This window comes from Mycobacterium sp., assembly GCF_025965855.1.
GTDB lineage: Bacteria > Actinomycetota > Actinomycetes > Mycobacteriales > Mycobacteriaceae > Mycobacterium.
The window spans coordinates 14,540-30,409 of the sequence record NZ_JAOPWB010000052.1; the positions used below are offsets into that span (position 1 = coordinate 14,540).

At 67.8% G+C, this 15,870-nt stretch carries 14 protein-coding genes; 11 read left to right on the forward strand and 3 right to left on the reverse strand.

The window, feature by feature from the left end:
* The first annotated feature begins 107 nt into the window (after positions 1–107).
* Positions 108–2,186 carry an NAD-dependent DNA ligase LigA gene (gene ligA, locus JWP83_RS03745; RefSeq protein WP_297725973.1) on the forward strand — a complete coding sequence of 693 codons (2,079 nt, stop codon included), beginning with the start codon at positions 108–110 and terminating at the stop codon, positions 2,184–2,186.
* A gap of 6 nt (positions 2,187–2,192) precedes the next feature.
* On the opposite strand, the gene JWP83_RS03750 is transcribed toward ligA, so the two are convergent.
* Positions 2,193–2,849, reverse strand: a complete 657-nt coding sequence (locus JWP83_RS03750; RefSeq protein WP_297725976.1) for an amino acid-binding protein — start codon at positions 2,847–2,849, stop codon at positions 2,193–2,195.
* 136 nt (positions 2,850–2,985) lie between these two features.
* Between JWP83_RS03750 and gatC the strand changes: the two genes are divergently transcribed.
* The 6 genes from gatC to JWP83_RS03780 all read left to right on the forward strand — a co-directional run bounded on the left by gatC (position 2,986) and on the right by JWP83_RS03780 (position 9,518).
* Positions 2,986–3,285: an Asp-tRNA(Asn)/Glu-tRNA(Gln) amidotransferase subunit GatC gene (gene gatC, locus JWP83_RS03755; protein ID WP_297725979.1), complete on the forward strand. Its 300-nt coding sequence runs from the start codon at positions 2,986–2,988 to the stop codon at positions 3,283–3,285.
* Positions 3,282–4,763, forward strand: coding sequence for an Asp-tRNA(Asn)/Glu-tRNA(Gln) amidotransferase subunit GatA (gene gatA / locus JWP83_RS03760; RefSeq protein WP_297725982.1), 1,482 nt, complete (start codon positions 3,282–3,284; stop codon positions 4,761–4,763). The genes gatC and gatA overlap by 4 nt, the downstream gene beginning before the upstream one ends.
* Before the next feature lie 104 nt (positions 4,764–4,867).
* Positions 4,868–5,899, forward strand: a complete 1,032-nt coding sequence (locus tag JWP83_RS03765; RefSeq protein WP_297725987.1) for an ATP-dependent 6-phosphofructokinase — start codon at positions 4,868–4,870, stop codon at positions 5,897–5,899.
* 429 nt (positions 5,900–6,328) lie between these two features.
* A complete protein-coding gene (locus tag JWP83_RS03770; RefSeq protein WP_297726011.1) occupies positions 6,329–7,285 on the forward strand; it encodes a MinD/ParA family protein in 957 nt (318 codons plus the stop codon).
* Positions 7,286–7,377: 92 nt separating this feature from the next.
* The gene (gatB, locus tag JWP83_RS03775) at positions 7,378–8,886 is read left to right on the forward strand and encodes an Asp-tRNA(Asn)/Glu-tRNA(Gln) amidotransferase subunit GatB (protein ID WP_297725990.1); all 1,509 of its coding nucleotides are present in this window, start codon (positions 7,378–7,380) and stop codon (positions 8,884–8,886) included.
* A 44-nt stretch (positions 8,887–8,930) separates the two neighbouring features.
* Positions 8,931–9,518 carry a flavin reductase family protein gene (locus tag JWP83_RS03780; protein WP_297725992.1) on the forward strand — a complete coding sequence of 196 codons (588 nt, stop codon included), beginning with the start codon at positions 8,931–8,933 and terminating at the stop codon, positions 9,516–9,518.
* Between the two features lie 5 nt (positions 9,519–9,523).
* Here JWP83_RS03780 and JWP83_RS03785 read toward each other — a convergent pair whose 3' ends face one another.
* Positions 9,524–10,651 (reverse strand): sorbosone dehydrogenase family protein, encoded by a 1,128-nt coding sequence (locus JWP83_RS03785; RefSeq protein WP_297725994.1) that lies wholly within the window; start codon positions 10,649–10,651, stop codon positions 9,524–9,526.
* Between the two features lie 224 nt (positions 10,652–10,875).
* Here JWP83_RS03785 and JWP83_RS03790 point away from each other — a divergent pair, with 224 nt between their 5' ends.
* The gene (locus JWP83_RS03790) at positions 10,876–11,733 is read left to right on the forward strand and encodes a DoxX family protein (protein WP_297725997.1); all 858 of its coding nucleotides are present in this window, start codon (positions 10,876–10,878) and stop codon (positions 11,731–11,733) included.
* Positions 11,734–11,736: 3 nt separating this feature from the next.
* Here the strand turns inward: JWP83_RS03790 and JWP83_RS03795 are convergent, their stop codons facing one another.
* Complete coding sequence (locus JWP83_RS03795) at positions 11,737–12,114, reverse strand: PH domain-containing protein (protein ID WP_297726000.1); 378 nt, start codon at positions 12,112–12,114, stop codon at positions 11,737–11,739.
* A gap of 349 nt (positions 12,115–12,463) precedes the next feature.
* On the opposite strand from JWP83_RS03795, the gene JWP83_RS03800 reads away from it, so the two are divergent.
* The 3 genes from JWP83_RS03800 to ilvC all read left to right on the forward strand — a co-directional run.
* Positions 12,464–14,341, forward strand: coding sequence for an acetolactate synthase large subunit (locus JWP83_RS03800; protein WP_297726003.1), 1,878 nt, complete (start codon positions 12,464–12,466; stop codon positions 14,339–14,341).
* A gap of 49 nt (positions 14,342–14,390) precedes the next feature.
* Positions 14,391–14,897: an acetolactate synthase small subunit gene (gene ilvN, locus JWP83_RS03805; RefSeq protein ID WP_297726006.1), complete on the forward strand. Its 507-nt coding sequence runs from the start codon at positions 14,391–14,393 to the stop codon at positions 14,895–14,897.
* A gap of 43 nt (positions 14,898–14,940) precedes the next feature.
* Positions 14,941–15,870, forward strand: a 930-nt coding sequence (gene ilvC / locus JWP83_RS03810) for a ketol-acid reductoisomerase (RefSeq protein WP_297726014.1), incomplete at its 3' end; no start/stop codon positions are given.

The following is a 15,870-nucleotide window of genomic DNA, read 5'->3' on the forward strand; positions in this document are numbered from 1 at the left end:
GAGGATGTGGCTTTGTCCACCGCCTGGCCCCAACAGAGCCGCGTGTGGCAGATGTGCCTGAGGCGGCGCAGTCATCCGTTGTCGTCGCCCTTCGATAGCCTGCGAAGGTGACTTCAGCAGAAGCTGACCCCGTTGCGCCCGACGTTCGGCGGCAATGGCGGGAACTGGCCGACGAGGTGCGCGAACACCAGTTCCGTTACTACGTGCGCGATGCGCCGATCATCTCCGACGCGGAGTTCGACGAGCTGCTGCGGCGGTTGTCCGCGCTCGAGGAGCAGTATCCCGAGCTGCGCACGCCCGATTCGCCGACCCAGCTGGTCGGCGGCGCCGGCTTCGCCACCGATTTCACCGAAGCCGCGCACCTGGAGCGAATGCTGTCCTTGGACAACGTGTTCAGCGCCGAGGAATTCGAGCTGTGGGCGGCCCGCGTGCGCGCCGAGGTCGGTGACGACGTGCCCTACCTGTGTGAGCTCAAGATCGACGGCGTCGCCCTGTCGCTGGTGTATCGCGACGGCCGGCTGGTCCGGGCGGCGACTCGGGGTGACGGCCGCACCGGCGAGGACGTCACGCTGAACGCCCGCACCATCGACGACGTCCCCGAACGGCTGACGGCCGCCAAGGGCTACCCCATACCGGACGTTCTCGAGGTGCGCGGAGAGGTGTTCTTCCGGCTCGCCGACTTCGAGGCGCTCAACGCCGCGCTGGTCGAGGACGGCAAGACGCCCTTCGCCAACCCGCGCAACAGCGCCGCGGGATCCCTTCGTCAAAAGGACCCTGCGGTCACCGCGCGCCGCAAGCTCCGGATGATCTGCCACGGGGTGGGACACACCGAGGGCTTCCGGCCGGCCACCCTGCACGACGCCTACCTGGCGCTGGGCGCGTGGGGTCTGCCCGTCTCCGAACACACCACCCGGGTGGAAAACGTGGCCGGCGCGCTCGAGCGCATCACCTACTGGGGCGAGCACCGCCACGATGTGGATCACGAAATCGACGGTGTGGTGGTCAAAATCGACGACGTGGCGCTGCAGCGCAGGCTGGGCTCCACCTCGCGGGCGCCGCGGTGGGCGATCGCTTACAAGTACCCGCCCCAGGAGGTGCAGACCAAGCTCCTCGATATCCGCGTCAACGTTGGCAGGACCGGGCGCGTCACGCCGTTCGCATTCATGACACCGGTCAAGGTCGCCGGGTCGACGGTGGGGCTGGCCACCCTGCACAACGCCGCGGAGGTCACGCGCAAGGGCGTGTTGATCGGCGACACCGTGATGATCCGCAAGGCCGGCGACGTGATTCCCGAAGTCCTGGGCCCGATCGTCGACCTGCGCGATGGCTCCGAACGCGAATTCGTCATGCCCACAGCCTGTCCCGAATGCGGCACGCAGCTCGCCCCGGCGAAGGAGGGCGACGCCGACATCCGCTGCCCCAATGCCCAGTCGTGCCCGGCGCAGTTGCGGGAGCGGGTGTTTCACGTCGCCGGCCGTGGCGCGTTCGACATCGAGGCGCTGGGCTATGAGGCCGCCATCGCGTTGCTGCAGGCCGGGGTGATCGCCGACGAGGGCGACCTGTTCTCGCTCACCGAGGATGACCTGTTGCGCACCGAGCTGTTCACCACCAAGAGCGGCGCGGTGTCGGCCAACGGCAAGCGGCTACTGGCCAACCTCGATAAGGCCAAGTCGCAGCCGCTCTGGCGGGTGCTGGTGGCGTTGTCGATCCGGCATGTCGGTCCGACGGCGGCCCGCGCGCTGGCCACGGAATTCGGTGACCTGCAAGCCATCGAGGATGCGTCCACGGAGCAGCTGGCCGCGGTCGAGGGCGTCGGGCCGACGATCGCCGCCGCGGTCACCGAATGGTTCACCGTGGACTGGCACCGCGCGATCGTCGACAAGTGGCGGGCGGCCGGGGTTCGGATGGCCGACGAACGCGACGCGAGCGTGCCGCGCACCCTCGAGGGGCTGACCATCGTGGTCACGGGTTCGCTGACGGGTTTTTCGCGCGACGACGCCAAGGAGGCGATTGTGGCCCGCGGCGGCAAGGCCGCGGGCTCGGTGTCGAAGAAGACCGACTACGTCGTCGCCGGCGACTCGCCGGGCTCTAAATACGACAAGGCGGTGGAACTGGGGGTGCCGATCCTCGACGAGGACGGGTTCCGAAAGTTGTTGGCCGACGGGCCGCCTGACAGTGCGGAGTAGCGGCGCTCAGCGCAGCATCGTCGCCACGATGCCGGCGAGGTAGCCCAGCCGCGCCACCTCCGACGGGCGAAACTCCGGGCCCGGCCGGCCCAGCACCACCGCCGTGTGCGGGTCGCCCAGCGGCGCCGCGACCATCGTGGTGTCCATGTCGCGCCACGCCTGCGGCACCCAATCGGCGGTATGGTCCAGCGCCGCCGCGTGTTCGATCGGCAGCCAGGGGGCGGAATCCGCCTTGGTTTCCGGAGAACCCGGGCTGTCGGCCAGGCGCTCCAGCTCTGTCTGCGAACTGCGCAATACCGTGCACCAGCTGACCCGCAGCACCTTGGGCGCCTCGTTGGCGAGGACCTGCAGCCGTGACATGTTGTCGCCGGCGGCGGCGACATGGTCGAGCAGCTCAAGCTCGCGGTGCGCCTCCAGCAGCCCGGTATGCGGACGCACACTGTCCACGCGGACATTCGGGAGCGACTCCGCGGCGGTGATCAGCCGGTCCGGCATCCCCCCCGGCGGCAGTTCGATGACCAGGTCGTCGATCGCATAACCCGAGCTGCGCTCCACCACGTCCAGCGACAGGATATCGGCGCCCACCGAACCGAGCGCCACGGCCAGCGAGCCCAGGCTGCCCGGGCGGTCGGCTAGCACGATGCGCAACAGATACGACGGCACGGCCAACACTTTTACACAGCATTGTGGCCGCGGCATTTCGGGTTCGTCCCGTCGGCGGCGGATATGAAGCCGGCCGCACGGTCGTGGAGCAACGTGAAGGCAGCCGCACGCTCGCGGCTAGGTAGGCTCTTCGCTCGTGTCTCAGATCTCCCGCGACGAGGTGGCGCATCTTGCCCGCCTGGCCCGGCTGGCGTTGACCGATGCCGCGCTGGACAGCTTCGCCGGCCAACTCGACGCCATCCTGACCCACGTCAGCCAGATCCAGTCCGTCGATGTCACCGGCGTCGAACCGACCGATAACCCGCTCAAGGATGTCAACGTCACACGCCCGGACGAGATGACGCCATGCCTGACGCAGGAGGAAGCGCTGGCCGAAGCACCCGCAGCCGTCGACGGCCGCTTCGCCGTTCCCCAGATTTTGGGGGACAGCGAGTGACCGAGATCATCCGATTCGACGCCGCGACGCTGGCCGCCAAGGTCGCCGCCAAGGAGCTGTCGTCCACCGAAATCACCCAGGCCTGCCTGGACCAGATCGAGGCGACCGATGACCGGTATCACGCGTTCCTGCACGTGGCGGCCGACGAGGCGCTGACGGCAGCGTCCGCGGTCGACAGGGCGGTGGCCGCAGGCGAGCGGCTGCCGTCGGCGCTGGCCGGGGTCCCGCTGGCGCTCAAGGACGTGTTCACCACCGTCGACATGCCCACCACCTGCGGCTCCAAGATCCTTCAGGGCTGGCGTTCCCCCTACGACGCCACCGTCACGACGCGGCTGCGTGCGGCCGGCATCCCGATCCTGGGCAAGACCAACATGGACGAGTTCGCGATGGGCTCGTCGACCGAGAACTCCGCCTACGGCCCTACCCGCAACCCGTGGGACCTCGAGCGGGTGCCCGGTGGTTCCGGCGGCGGCAGCGCGGCGGCGCTGGCCGCGTTCCAGGCGCCGCTGGCCATCGGGTCCGACACCGGGGGGTCCATCCGCCAGCCGGCCGCGCTGACCGCGACCGTCGGCGTCAAGCCCACCTACGGCACGGTGTCGCGCTACGGGCTGATCGCCTGCGCGTCGTCGCTGGATCAGGGCGGCCCGTGCGCGCGCACCGTGCTGGACACCGCCCTGCTGCACCAGGTGATCGCCGGGCACGACAGCCGCGACTCGACATCCGCGGACACCGAGGTGCCCGACGTCGTGGCCGCGGCCAGGGCCGGCGAAGCGGGGGATCTGCGCGGCGTGCGCGTCGGGGTGGTTCGGCAGCTGCGCGGCGAGGGCTACCAGGCCGGGGTGCTGGCGTCGTTCGAGGCCGCCGTCGAGCGGTTGACCGAGCTGGGCGCCGAGGTCAGCGAAGTCGACTGCCCGCACTTCGATCACGCGCTGGCCGCTTACTACCTGATCCTGCCGTCGGAGGTGTCCAGCAACCTGGCGCGCTTCGACGGGATGCGATACGGATTGCGGGTCGGTGACGACGGAACCCACAGCGCCGAGGAAGTCATGGCGCTGACCCGCGCGGCCGGTTTCGGCCCGGAGGTCAAGCGGCGCATCATGATCGGCACCTACGCGCTGTCCGCGGGCTATTACGACGCCTACTACAACCAGGCGCAGAAGGTCCGCACGCTGATCGCGCGCGACCTCGACCGGGCCTACGAATCCGTCGACGTGGTGGTGTCGCCGGCGACTCCCACCACCGCGTTCCCGCTGGGGGAGAAGGTCGACGATCCGCTGGCCATGTACCTGTTCGACCTGTGCACGCTGCCGTTGAACCTGGCCGGCCACTGCGGCATGTCGGTGCCCTCCGGGCTGTCCCCGGACGACGGCCTGCCCGTGGGGCTGCAGATCATGGCCCCCGCGCTGGCCGACGACCGCCTTTACCGGGTGGGCGCCGCCTACGAGGCGGCCCGCGGTGCGCTGCCAAGCGCGATCTAGCGCGACCCACTCGCGAGAAGGCGCAAAATCGCCCAAATAGCCGCTTTCGGGTGCGATTTTGTGTCTGCTCGGCGGCGCTGACCGGCCAGGGGCAAGATGAGGGCATGAGGATCGGAATTCTCACCGGAGGCGGCGACTGCCCCGGACTCAACGCCGTCATCCGGGCGGTGGTGCGCACCTGCGGCTCGCGATACGGCTCGTCGGTGGTCGGCTTCCAGGACGGATGGCGCGGGTTGCTGGAGAACCGGCGCATCCAGCTGCACAACGACGACCGCAATGACCGCCTGCTTGCCAAAGGCGGGACGATGCTGGGCACCGCCCGCGTGCACCCCGACAAGCTCAGGGCCGGGCTGAGCCAGATCAAGCAAACCTTGGACGACAACGGCATCGACGTGCTGATCCCGATCGGCGGCGAGGGCACCCTCACGGCCGCGCATTGGCTGTCCGAGGAAAACGTTCCCGTGGTCGGCGTGCCGAAGACCATCGACAACGACATCGACTGCACCGACGTGACTTTCGGCCACGACACCGCGTTGACCGTGGCCACCGACGCCATCGATCGGTTGCACAGCACGGCCGAATCCCACCAGCGGGTGATGCTGGTGGAGGTGATGGGGAGGCATGCGGGATGGATCGCGTTGAACTCCGGGCTGGCATCCGGCGCCCACATGACGCTGATCCCCGAACAGCCCTTCGATGTCGAGGAAGTGTGCCGACTCGTCAAACGGCGCTTCCAGCGCGGAGACTCACACTTCATCTGTGTGGTTGCCGAGGGTGCCAAACCGATCGAAGGCTCAATTACGCTGCGCGAAGGCGGGATTGACGAGTTTGGTCATGAACGTTTCACCGGCGTGGCCGCCCAGCTGGGTGTTGACGTGGAAAAGCGGATCAACAAGGAGGTCCGGGTGACCGTGCTGGGCCACGTCCAGCGCGGCGGTACTCCGACGGCCTATGACCGGGTGCTGGCGACCCGATTCGGAGTTAACGCCGCCGACGCCGCACATGCCGGCGAGTACGGCCAGATGGTCTCGCTGCGCGGCCAGGACATCGGCCGGGTGTCGCTGGCGGATGCGACGCGCCAACTCAAGTTGGTGCCCGAAAGTCGCTACGACGACGCCGCGGCTTTCTTCGGCTAAGTGGCGACCCGCTTCGCCCGGCTCCGCCGCCCTCGCGATCGCCACGGGCTAAGTGGCGACCCGCTTCGCCCGGCTCCGCCGCCCTCGCGATCGCCACGGGCTAGCCGACGGGTTGGCGAACAACCGGTGGCGCCGACTTAACGACTGCCTGAATTTGCGGACGACTTGGGCAGCTCACGCCAGATGGGCGCCATATTCGTGGTTTTCTGCCAGTTCGAATCGGTTATACCGTGAGGTATGAGCAACCGCGGTTCACTTCGCGGAGCCGTTCAGCAGCCGGGGCCGGTCCCGCCGGACCGTCCGCGGCCGCTGCCGCGCCGGCGCGTCGACGCCGACCCGACGTCTACCACGGTGCCGCAGCCGCCCCGGCCTCCGCCGACGAGGCCGGCGCCGGCGCGGCGGGTCCCGCCGCGGTCCCGCCCCGAGCTGATGCTGGGTGGGACCGCGCTCGACAGCCTCGACGAGCAGGACTCCGAGGACTCCGCGAGGTTTAGCTGGCGAGACCTGGTCCGACGCCTCACGGGAATCAACCTGGGCGCCGGCAAAGCCTCGGCGTACGAACAGGAGCTGCGCGATCGCATCCGCACGCCCGTGGGTGGGGCGTTCCCCATCGCGGTCCTCAACCTCAAGGGCGGCGTCGGCAAGACCGCGGTGGTCGAGGTGCTGGGCTCGACATTCGCCGCCGCCCGCGACGACCGGGTGATCGCCGTTGACCTCGACGTCGGCGACTTGGCGGAGCGCCACGGCCGCCGGAATCCGCTGAGCATGGCCGACCTGGTGCTGGACGCAGCGGCCACGCACTATTCGGATGTGCGGGCACACACCTACAAGAACAGCTTCGGACTTGAGGTGCTCGGTCTGCCGGACTATGGACGCACCGACTGGCGGATGGAGCGTCACGACGTCGCCAAGGCTTTTTCGATTCTGCGGAAACACTATTCGGTGGTGTTGGTGGACTGTGTCAAGTCAGTTAATTCGGCTGTGATGGACGCCGTCCTGCCGGAGTCGCGGGCCCTGGTGGTGGTCACCAGCACCTCCATCGATGCGATACGCAAGACCAAAACCACCCTGGATATGTTGCGCAACAACGGATATCAGCGCTTGATGCACTCGACGGTGTTGGCGATAAATCACGTCGAGCGGGCCAAGGTCGGCGTCGTGGCCGCCAAGGAGCTCGACGAGTTGTCCGCCCGCGTCGCCGCCACCGTCGTACTGCCGTTCGATCGGCACGTGCATGAGGGCAAAGAAATCGGCCTGGATCGTCTGAGCAAGGAAAGCAGGCGTAGCTATCTGGAGATGGCGGCCGCGTTGGCCGACATGTTCCCCGGCGAGGGTATGGAGCAAGACCTCCCGTTAGGGGCCCGGCGACCTCGGCACGGGTCCTGATTCGCAGCCCGCGGATCCTCGCGCTTGCCGTAGGGTGGTGACCCGCAGCGGCCGGCTGCGCCGCCCTCGCGATCACCACTACGATCGACGGCATGAGTGTCGCCACCGCGTCATTGCTGGATTACGACGAGGTCATCGCGCGTTTTGACCCTGTGCTCGGTCTTGAGGTGCACGTCGAGCTGTCCACCGTGACCAAGATGTTCTGCGGCTGCGCCACCACATTCGGCGCCGAACCCAACACCCAGGTCTGCCCGGTGTGCCTCGGGCTGCCCGGTTCGCTGCCGGTGCTCAACCAGGCCGCGGTGGAGTCCGCGATCCGGATCGGGCTGGCGCTGAATTGCGAGATCGTGCCCTGGTGTCGCTTCGCCCGGAAGAACTACTTCTACCCGGACATGCCGAAGAACTACCAGATCTCGCAGTACGACGAGCCGATCGCCGTCAACGGCTACCTGCATGCGCCGCTGGAAGACGGCAGCACCTGGCGGGTGGAGATCGAGCGTGCGCACATGGAAGAAGACACCGGCAAGCTCACCCACCTGGGCAGCGAGACCGGCCGCATCCACGGCGCGACGACGTCGCTGATCGACTACAACCGTGCCGGCGTGCCACTGATCGAAATCGTCACAAAGCCGATCGTGGGGGCCGGGGCGAGGGCCCCGCAGATCGCCCGGGCCTACGTCACCGCGCTCCGAGACCTGTTGCGCGCCTTGGGTGTATCCGACGTCCGCATGGATCAGGGCTCGATGCGGTGTGACGCCAACGTGTCGCTGAAGCCGACGGGGGCGACCGAGTTCGGCACCCGGACCGAGACGAAGAACGTCAACTCGCTGAGAAGTGTCGAAGTCGCCGTCCGCTACGAAATGCAGCGCCAGGGCGCCGTCCTGACCTCCGGTGGCCGGATCACCCAGGAGACCAGGCACTTCCACGAGTCCGGCTACACCAGCCCGGGTCGCACCAAGGAAACCGCCGAGGACTACCGCTACTTCCCCGAGCCCGACCTCGAGCCCGTCGCGCCCAGCCGCGAGTTGGTCGAGCAACTGCGGCAGACCATCCCCGAGCTACCGTGGTTGAGCCGCAAGCGAATTCAGCAGGACTGGGGCATTTCCGACGAGGTCATGCGCGATCTCGTCAACGCCGGTGCCGTCGAATTGGTCACCGAGACCGTCAAGCACGGCGCGTCGAGCGAGCACGCCCGCGCCTGGTGGGGAAACTTCCTGGTGCAGAAGGCCAATGAGGCCAAAATCGAATTGGACGAGCTGGCCATCACCCCGGCCCAGGTCGCCGCGGTGATCGCACTGGTCGACGAGGGCAAGCTGTCCACCAAGCTGGCCCGCCAAGTGGTGGAGGGCGTGCTGGCCGGGGAGGGCGAGCCCGAACAGGTGATGACCGCCCGCGGTCTCGCGCTGGTGCGCGACGACTCCGTGACGCAGGCCGCCGTCGACGAGGCCCTGGCCGCCAATCCCGATGTCGCCGAGAAGATCCGCGGCGGCAAGGTGGCCGCGGCCGGCGCGATTGTCGGCGCGGTGATGAAGGCCACCCGCGGGCAGGCCGACGCGGCCCGGGTGCGCGAACTCGTCCTGGCCGCCTGCGGTCAGGGCTGACCTGGGCGGCCACGCGATGGCGGCCGACCGATCGCACGGAAATAGTGTTGGAATACGTCGTGCGGATCCATGATGGTCATGTGTTCGACGACTTGATGGCGATGCTGGACGGCCCGGTGTTCGTCGTGACCACCAAGGCCGATGATCAACCGTCGGGTTGTCTGATCAGTTTCGCCACCCAGACCAGCGTGCAGCCCCCGAGCTTCATGGTCGTGATCCCCCGCAACAGCCGCACTTGCGAACCGGGGCGCCGATCCGAGCATCTGGCGGTGCACGTGCTGTCGCAACACAACGTTGCCCTGGCCGAGCTGTTCGACAGCGAAACGGACGACGAGACCGACAAATTCGGTCGCTGCTCGTGGCGCGTCGGCCCCAACGGGATGCCGATTCTCGATGAGGCGATCGCGTGGTTCGTCGGCAGGACTGCGCATTGGATCGATATCGGGGATCACGTGGCCTACATTGTGGAACCCGTCGCCGGATGGGTTCCGGAGTCCTACGAAGATGTGCTTTACCTTTCCGATCTGGACGATGTCGAACCCGGCCCCGAGGCGCCGGAGCGGTTCGTCCTACATAAACCGTCAGGCGAGCCGCGCAAATACGGCTTGAGGTTCACACTCGACGGGCTGTAGCGCGATTAGGTCTTGTCGTCGTTGTTGCGCGGGAAGCCGCCGCCCTGCGGGAACAGCGGGAAGACCACGTCGTCGAGTTTTTCGGCGTCGCCGGCCGTCTTGTTAACGGTTGCGCCCCAGACGTTTCCGTCCGGCGACATTCGCAGCGCCCACGCGTGTGCGTGGGTGTCCTTGCGGACGACGTCCGGCTCGCCGGTGACCGCACCCGTCGCCGGCGCGAGCCGCACCGCCACCGTGAGTTTGGTGTTGATCAGGTTGACCAGCACGGTCCCGTCCATCGCCGCACACCCGGCCACGCCGGGCTTGTCCGGCCACGTCCACACCGCGGAGACCTCGGAGGTCTTGGTGATGCGCTGCAAGCGGTCCGCGGTGGGGGTGCGGTCGGCGACATACAGCGAGCCGTCGACGGGGTCGATGCACATGCCGCCGCCGGAGCCGACGCCGGACAGCGCGGTCGTCGGCGGCGCCTGGCCGATGGTGGTCGGCTGCTCGATGCGGAGCACCTTGCCGGCCAGGGATTTTGGGTCGGCGGCCATCGCCGGGTTGCCCGCATCGCCGGTCATCACGACGAGCGTGGTGGGGCTGGTGAAGACCAACGCCCCGGTGTTGCCGGTGGCGCCCTTGGGGATCCCGGTCAGGATGTCCTTCGGGATGTCGCCGTCGGCGACGCGGATGACCCGATTGTCGGTGGGCGTGCTGATGTAGGCGTACATCAGGCGGTCCTGCTGATAGGTGGGCGACAGCACGATGTCCATCAACCCACCGTCACCGGACGGGTCGACCGGGATGACCATCTTCACTTTCGGCTCGGCGCTGACCGAGATGTCCTTGACGGCACCGGTGGTGCGTTCGGCGACCAACGCGGTTTTGCTGTCGGGGCCCATGATGAGCCCGCTGGTGCTCTCCAGGCAGCCCTGCATGACTCCCGGCGCCGGGCAGGCCTTCGGGAAGGGCGTGGGCGGCAGCGGCGGCGGGGGAGGTGTCGAGCTGGGCTGGGGCTTCAGTTCCGGGTTGGTGGTGAAGGGCTGCGATTGGGCGTCGTTGAACCGCGCGCACCCGCTAGCGACCAGCATCACCGCGGAAAGGGCGGCGAGCCCGCACCGAACCGAGCGCCCTGATCGCCCTAGTCGCATGACCGACAGGCTACGGACTCGGCCGGCACCGCCGCCACACGCGTGCCCGTGTCCGTCCCCCCGGAAGCTTCGCCGGTCGGGGGTGCGGGTTCACCCATTTCGGGCCTTCCGGGGCGGGCGGCAAGGGCGATTTGGGGCCAATCCGGGCCGTTTTGGCGGACTAACCGGCGAAAGCGCCGCTCAAATCCCGGATTCAGGCCCATATTGCCCTTACCCTGACACCCGTGACCAGTCAATCGAATGACGCACATTGGAGCCGGCCCGGCGAATCGCCGGAGCCAACCCTGGGGCGCCCCGCCTCGGCGCGCTTGGTCGACCCCGAAGATGACCTGACGCCGGTCGGGTACCCGGGCGACTTCGGAACCACCACCGTCATCCCGTATGCCGACCCCGGCGCCTCGGGTGCCCCCGGGGCCGGCGGATATCACCTGCTCGACCAGCAGGAGCCCCTGCCGTACGTGCAGCCCGCGTCGGTGGCGCAGCCGGCACCGATCTCCACCATCGAGCCGGCCCAGATCGACGCGGACAAGGACGATGAACGACACCGCGACGTCGGCCGGCGCGGGACCCAGCACCTGGGTTTGCTGGTGCTGCGGGTCGGGCTGGGCGTGGTGCTGGGGGCCCACGGGCTGCAGAAGCTGTTCGGCTGGTGGGGCGGCTCGGGGGTGACCGGTTTCAAGAACTCACTGTCGGACGTCGGCTACCAGCACGCCGACGTCTTGGCCTACGTGAGCGCCGGCGGCGAGACCGTGGCCGCGGTGCTGCTGGTGCTGGGGCTGTTCACCCCGGTCGCGGCGGCGGGCGCCCTGGCGTTCCTGATCAACGGGCTGCTCGCCACCATTTCCGCGCGGCCGCACTCGCACACCCTCTCTTACTTCCTGCCCGACGGGCACGAATACCAGATCACCCTGATCGCCATGGCCGTCGCGGTCATCCTGTGCGGACCGGGCCGCTACGGCCTCGACGCCGGCCGGGGCTGGGCGCACCGCCCCTTCATCGGGTCGTTTGTGGCCCTGCTGGCCGGCATCGCCGCCGGCGTCGCGGTCTGGGTCATGCTCAACGGGGTCAATCCGATCGCCTGACTCTCATCGGTAGGGGTTGGGAACGCGCCCCGAGCTGGCCTCGGTCAGCTGCGGCAGCGTCGCGAATGTCACCGCGGGCAGGCGCAGCTCGGCACCGCTTTTGAGGCAGGCGCGCGCCCAGGAACCGCGCTGGAAGCGCAGCCCATCGATCTCTTCCCAGCGCACCGCCCGGCTGCCCAGCAGGGTTCGAACGGTCACGCCGCGCTCGTCGGCGACCGTGCGCAGCCGGATGATCAACGCCGACAACACCACCGGGATGATGAGCAGCGGCGCGGACACCGGCCAGGCCAGCACCGGTATCAGTAAGCCAAGGGTGAAGAATCCGACGGCGAAGTGGGCCATCGGCGACACCTTGATCACCACGGGGGAATCAGTAGCCACGGGAGCATCATTTCACCGATCCGTTTGCCGGCCGCCCCGGTGCCGAGTGTGCGCTGGCGGCGACGGTCCACGGCGTGTCGCCACCCTGAACGCACACGCAAAGCCGTGGCTGCACGAAGGCCCGGATTTGACTGTTGAGCTGTGCGAAGGCTACCGTCGGACGCTATGGAAACCGCCGGAAAGCCCGGGATGCTCGTAGTACTTAGTCAGCGCGTTGGTGCCTGACTGAGCCCTTCAGCATTTGAAGCGATCCAGCACCAACGCGCAACCCTCGTTCAGCCGATGAGCTGGCGGGGGTTTTTTCATGCGCGGCAACGAAACTTCGAAGAGTGAATAGGACCCAAGGACAGTGAGCGCTCCCACCAGGCCACCCGCCGCTGAGGCGCAGGACGCGGCCAGCATCGCCACAGATGCCGTGAAACCCGCCGCAAAAACCCACGCGGCGCAGCCGAAACGCGTTGCCCCGGAGCAACTTACCGGTGCCCAGTCGGTGATCCGGTCGTTGGAGGAACTCGACGTCGACGTGATCTTCGGGATTCCCGGCGGCGCCGTGCTGCCGGTCTACGACCCGCTGTTCGACTCGAAAAAGCTGCGCCACGTGCTGGTTCGCCATGAGCAGGGCGCCGGTCACGCCGCCAGCGGGTACGCGCACGCCACCGGCAAGGTCGGAGTCTGCATGGCGACCTCGGGTCCCGGTGCCACCAACCTGGTCACCCCGCTGGCCGACGCCCAGATGGACTCGATCCCCGTCGTCGCCATCACCGGGCAGGTTGGGCGCGGCCTGATCGGCACCGATGCCTTCCAGGAGGCCGACATCTCGGGCATCACGATGCCGATCACCAAGCACAATTTCCTGGTCCGCAACGGCGACGACATTCCCCGGGTGCTGGCCGAGGCCTTCCACATCGCCTCCTCGGGGCGTCCGGGCGCGGTGCTCGTGGACATCCCCAAGGACGTGCTGCAGGGCCAGTGCACGTTCAGCTGGCCCCCCCGCATGGATCTGCCCGGCTACAAGCCGAACACCAAGCCGCACAACCGGCAGGTCCGTGAGGCCGCCAAGCTGATCGCCGCCGCGAACAAACCGGTGCTGTACGTGGGCGGCGGAGTCATCCGCGGCGAGGCGAGCGAGCAGCTGCGCGAGCTGGCCGAGCTGACCGGCATCCCGCTGGTCACCACGTTGATGGCGCGCGGCGCGTTTCCCGACAGCCATCCGCAGAACCTCGGCATGCCCGGCATGCACGGCACCGTGGCCGCGGTGGCCGCGCTACAGCGCAGCGACCTGCTGATCGCGCTGGGCACCCGGTTCGACGATCGGGTGACCGGACAGCTCGACTCGTTCGCCCCCGAGGCCAAGGTCATCCACGCCGACATCGACCCCGCCGAGATCGGCAAGAACCGGCACGCCGATGTGCCGATCGTCGGCGACGTCAAAGCCGTCATCACCGACCTCATCGCGATGCTGCAACATCACCCGGACGCTCCCGGCCCCGCAACCCCAGACATGACCGACTGGTGGGCGTATCTGCATAGCGTCCAGTCCACCTATCCGCTGAGCTACGGTCCGCAGAGCGACGGCAGCCTGAGCCCGGAATACGTGATCGAGAAGCTGGGCGAGATCGCCGGCCCGGACGCGGTGTACGTCGCGGGCGTCGGCCAGCACCAGATGTGGGCGGCGCAGTTCATCTCCTACGAAAAGCCGCGCACCTGGCTCAATTCCGGCGGGCTGGGCACCATGGGGTTCGCCATTCCGGCGGCCATGGGCGCCAAGATCGCCCACCCGGATGCGGAGGTCTGGGCGATCGACGGCGACGGCTGCTTCCAGATGACCAACCAGGAGCTGGCCACCTGCGCGATCGAGGGCGCGCCGATCAAGGTGGCGCTGATCAACAACGGCAACCTGGGCATGGTGCGGCAGTGGCAGACGCTGTTCTACCAGGAGCGGTACTCGCAAACCGACCTGGCCACGCACTCACACCGGATCCCGGACTTCGTGAAGCTGGCCGAGGCGCTGGGGTGCGTCGGATTGCGTTGCGAGCGTGAGGAAGACGTCGTCGACGTGATCAACCAGGCGCGTGCGATCAACGACCGCCCGGTGGTGATCGACTTCATCGTCGGCGCCGACGCGCAGGTGTGGCCGATGGTCGCAGCCGGCACCAGCAACGACGAGATTCAGGCCGCCCGCGGCATTCGCCCGCTGTTCGACGACGAAAGCGAAGGGCACGCCTGATGCGCGCCGGCGACGATGCAGAGCGTAGCGATGAGGAGGAGCGGCGCATATGAGCGCGAAAACGCACACGTTGTCGGTGCTGGTCGAGGACAAACCCGGCGTGCTCGCGCGGGTGGCGGCGCTGTTCTCGCGGCGCGGCTTCAACATCGAGTCGCTGGCCGTCGGCGCGACCGAGCAGAAGGACATGTCGCGGATGACCATCGTGGTCTCCGCCGAGGAGACCCCGCTCGAGCAGATCACCAAGCAGCTCAACAAGCTGATCAACGTGATCAAGATCATCGAGCAGGACGACGACAACTCGGTGTCCCGCGAGTTGTCGCTGATCAAGGTGCGGGCCGATGCCGGCACCCGCAGCCAGGTGATCGAAGCGGTAAACCTGTTTCGCGCCAAGGTGATTGACGTATCACCGGAATCGCTGACCATCGAGGCCACCGGTGACCGCGGCAAGATCGAGGCGTTCCTGCGCGTGCTGGAGCCGTTCGGCATCCGTGAGATCGCCCAATCCGGAATGGTGTCGCTGTCCCGCGGTCCGCGCGGTATCGGCACCGCCAAGTAGCCCAAGCAAAGGAGATATGCACGTGCCAACACAGGCATTAGAGATGTTCTACGACGACGACGCAGACCTGACGATCATCCAGGGCCGCAAGGTCGGTGTGATCGGATACGGAAGCCAAGGGCACGCGCACTCGCTGAGCCTGCGCGACTCGGGCGTGCAGGTGCGCGTCGGGCTCAAGGAGGGTTCGAAGTCCCGAGCGAAGGTCGAGGAGCAGGGCCTGGACGTCGACACCCCCGCCGAGGTCGCCAAGTGGGCCGACATCATCATGCTGCTGGCCCCCGACACCGCCCAGGCCGACATCTTCAAAAACGACATCGAGCCCAACCTCAAGGCCGGCGACGCTTTGTTTTTCGGTCACGGGCTCAACATCCACTTCGACCTGATCAAGCCGCCCGGCGACGTCACCGTCGCGATGGTCGCCCCCAAGGGACCCGGCCACCTGGTGCGCCGCCAGTTCGTCGACGGCAAGGGCGTGCCCTGCCTGATCGCGGTCGACCAGGACCCGACCGGCAAGGGGGAGGCGCTGGCGCTGTCCTACGCCAAGGCCATCGGCGGCACGCGCGCCGGAGTCATCAAGACGACCTTCAAGGACGAGACCGAAACCGACCTGTTCGGTGAGCAGGCCGTGTTATGCGGCGGCACAGAGGAATTGGTGAAGGCCGGCTTCGACGTGATGGTCGAGGCGGGCTATCCGCCGGAGATGGCGTACTTCGAGGTGCTGCACGAGCTCAAGCTGATCGTCGACCTGATGTACGAGGGTGGCATCGCCCGGATGAACTACTCGGTGTCCGACACCGCGGAGTTCGGGGGATACCTATCGGGTCCGCGCGTGATCGACGCCGACACCAAGGACAGGATGCGCGCCATCCTGCGCGACATCCAGGACGGCAGCTTCACCAAGAAGCTGGTCGCCAACGTCGAGGGCGGCAATAAGCAGCTCGAGGCCCTGCGCAAAGAGAACGCCGAGCACCCC

Excerpts from the sequence above, each read along its gene's own strand:
- JWP83_RS03765 (WP_297725987.1), top strand. The coding sequence starts at position 4,868 with ATGAGGATCGGAATTCTCACCGGAGGCGGCGACTGCCCCGGACTCAAC.
- JWP83_RS03770 (WP_297726011.1), top strand. The coding sequence starts at position 6,329 with ATGCTGGGTGGGACCGCGCTCGACAGCCTCGACGAGCAGGACTCCGAG.
- gatB (WP_297725990.1), top strand. The coding sequence starts at position 7,378 with ATGAGTGTCGCCACCGCGTCATTGCTGGATTACGACGAGGTCATCGCG.
- JWP83_RS03785 (WP_297725994.1), bottom strand. The coding sequence starts at position 10,651 with ATGCGACTAGGGCGATCAGGGCGCTCGGTTCGGTGCGGGCTCGCCGCC.
- ilvN (WP_297726006.1), top strand. The coding sequence starts at position 14,391 with ATGAGCGCGAAAACGCACACGTTGTCGGTGCTGGTCGAGGACAAACCC.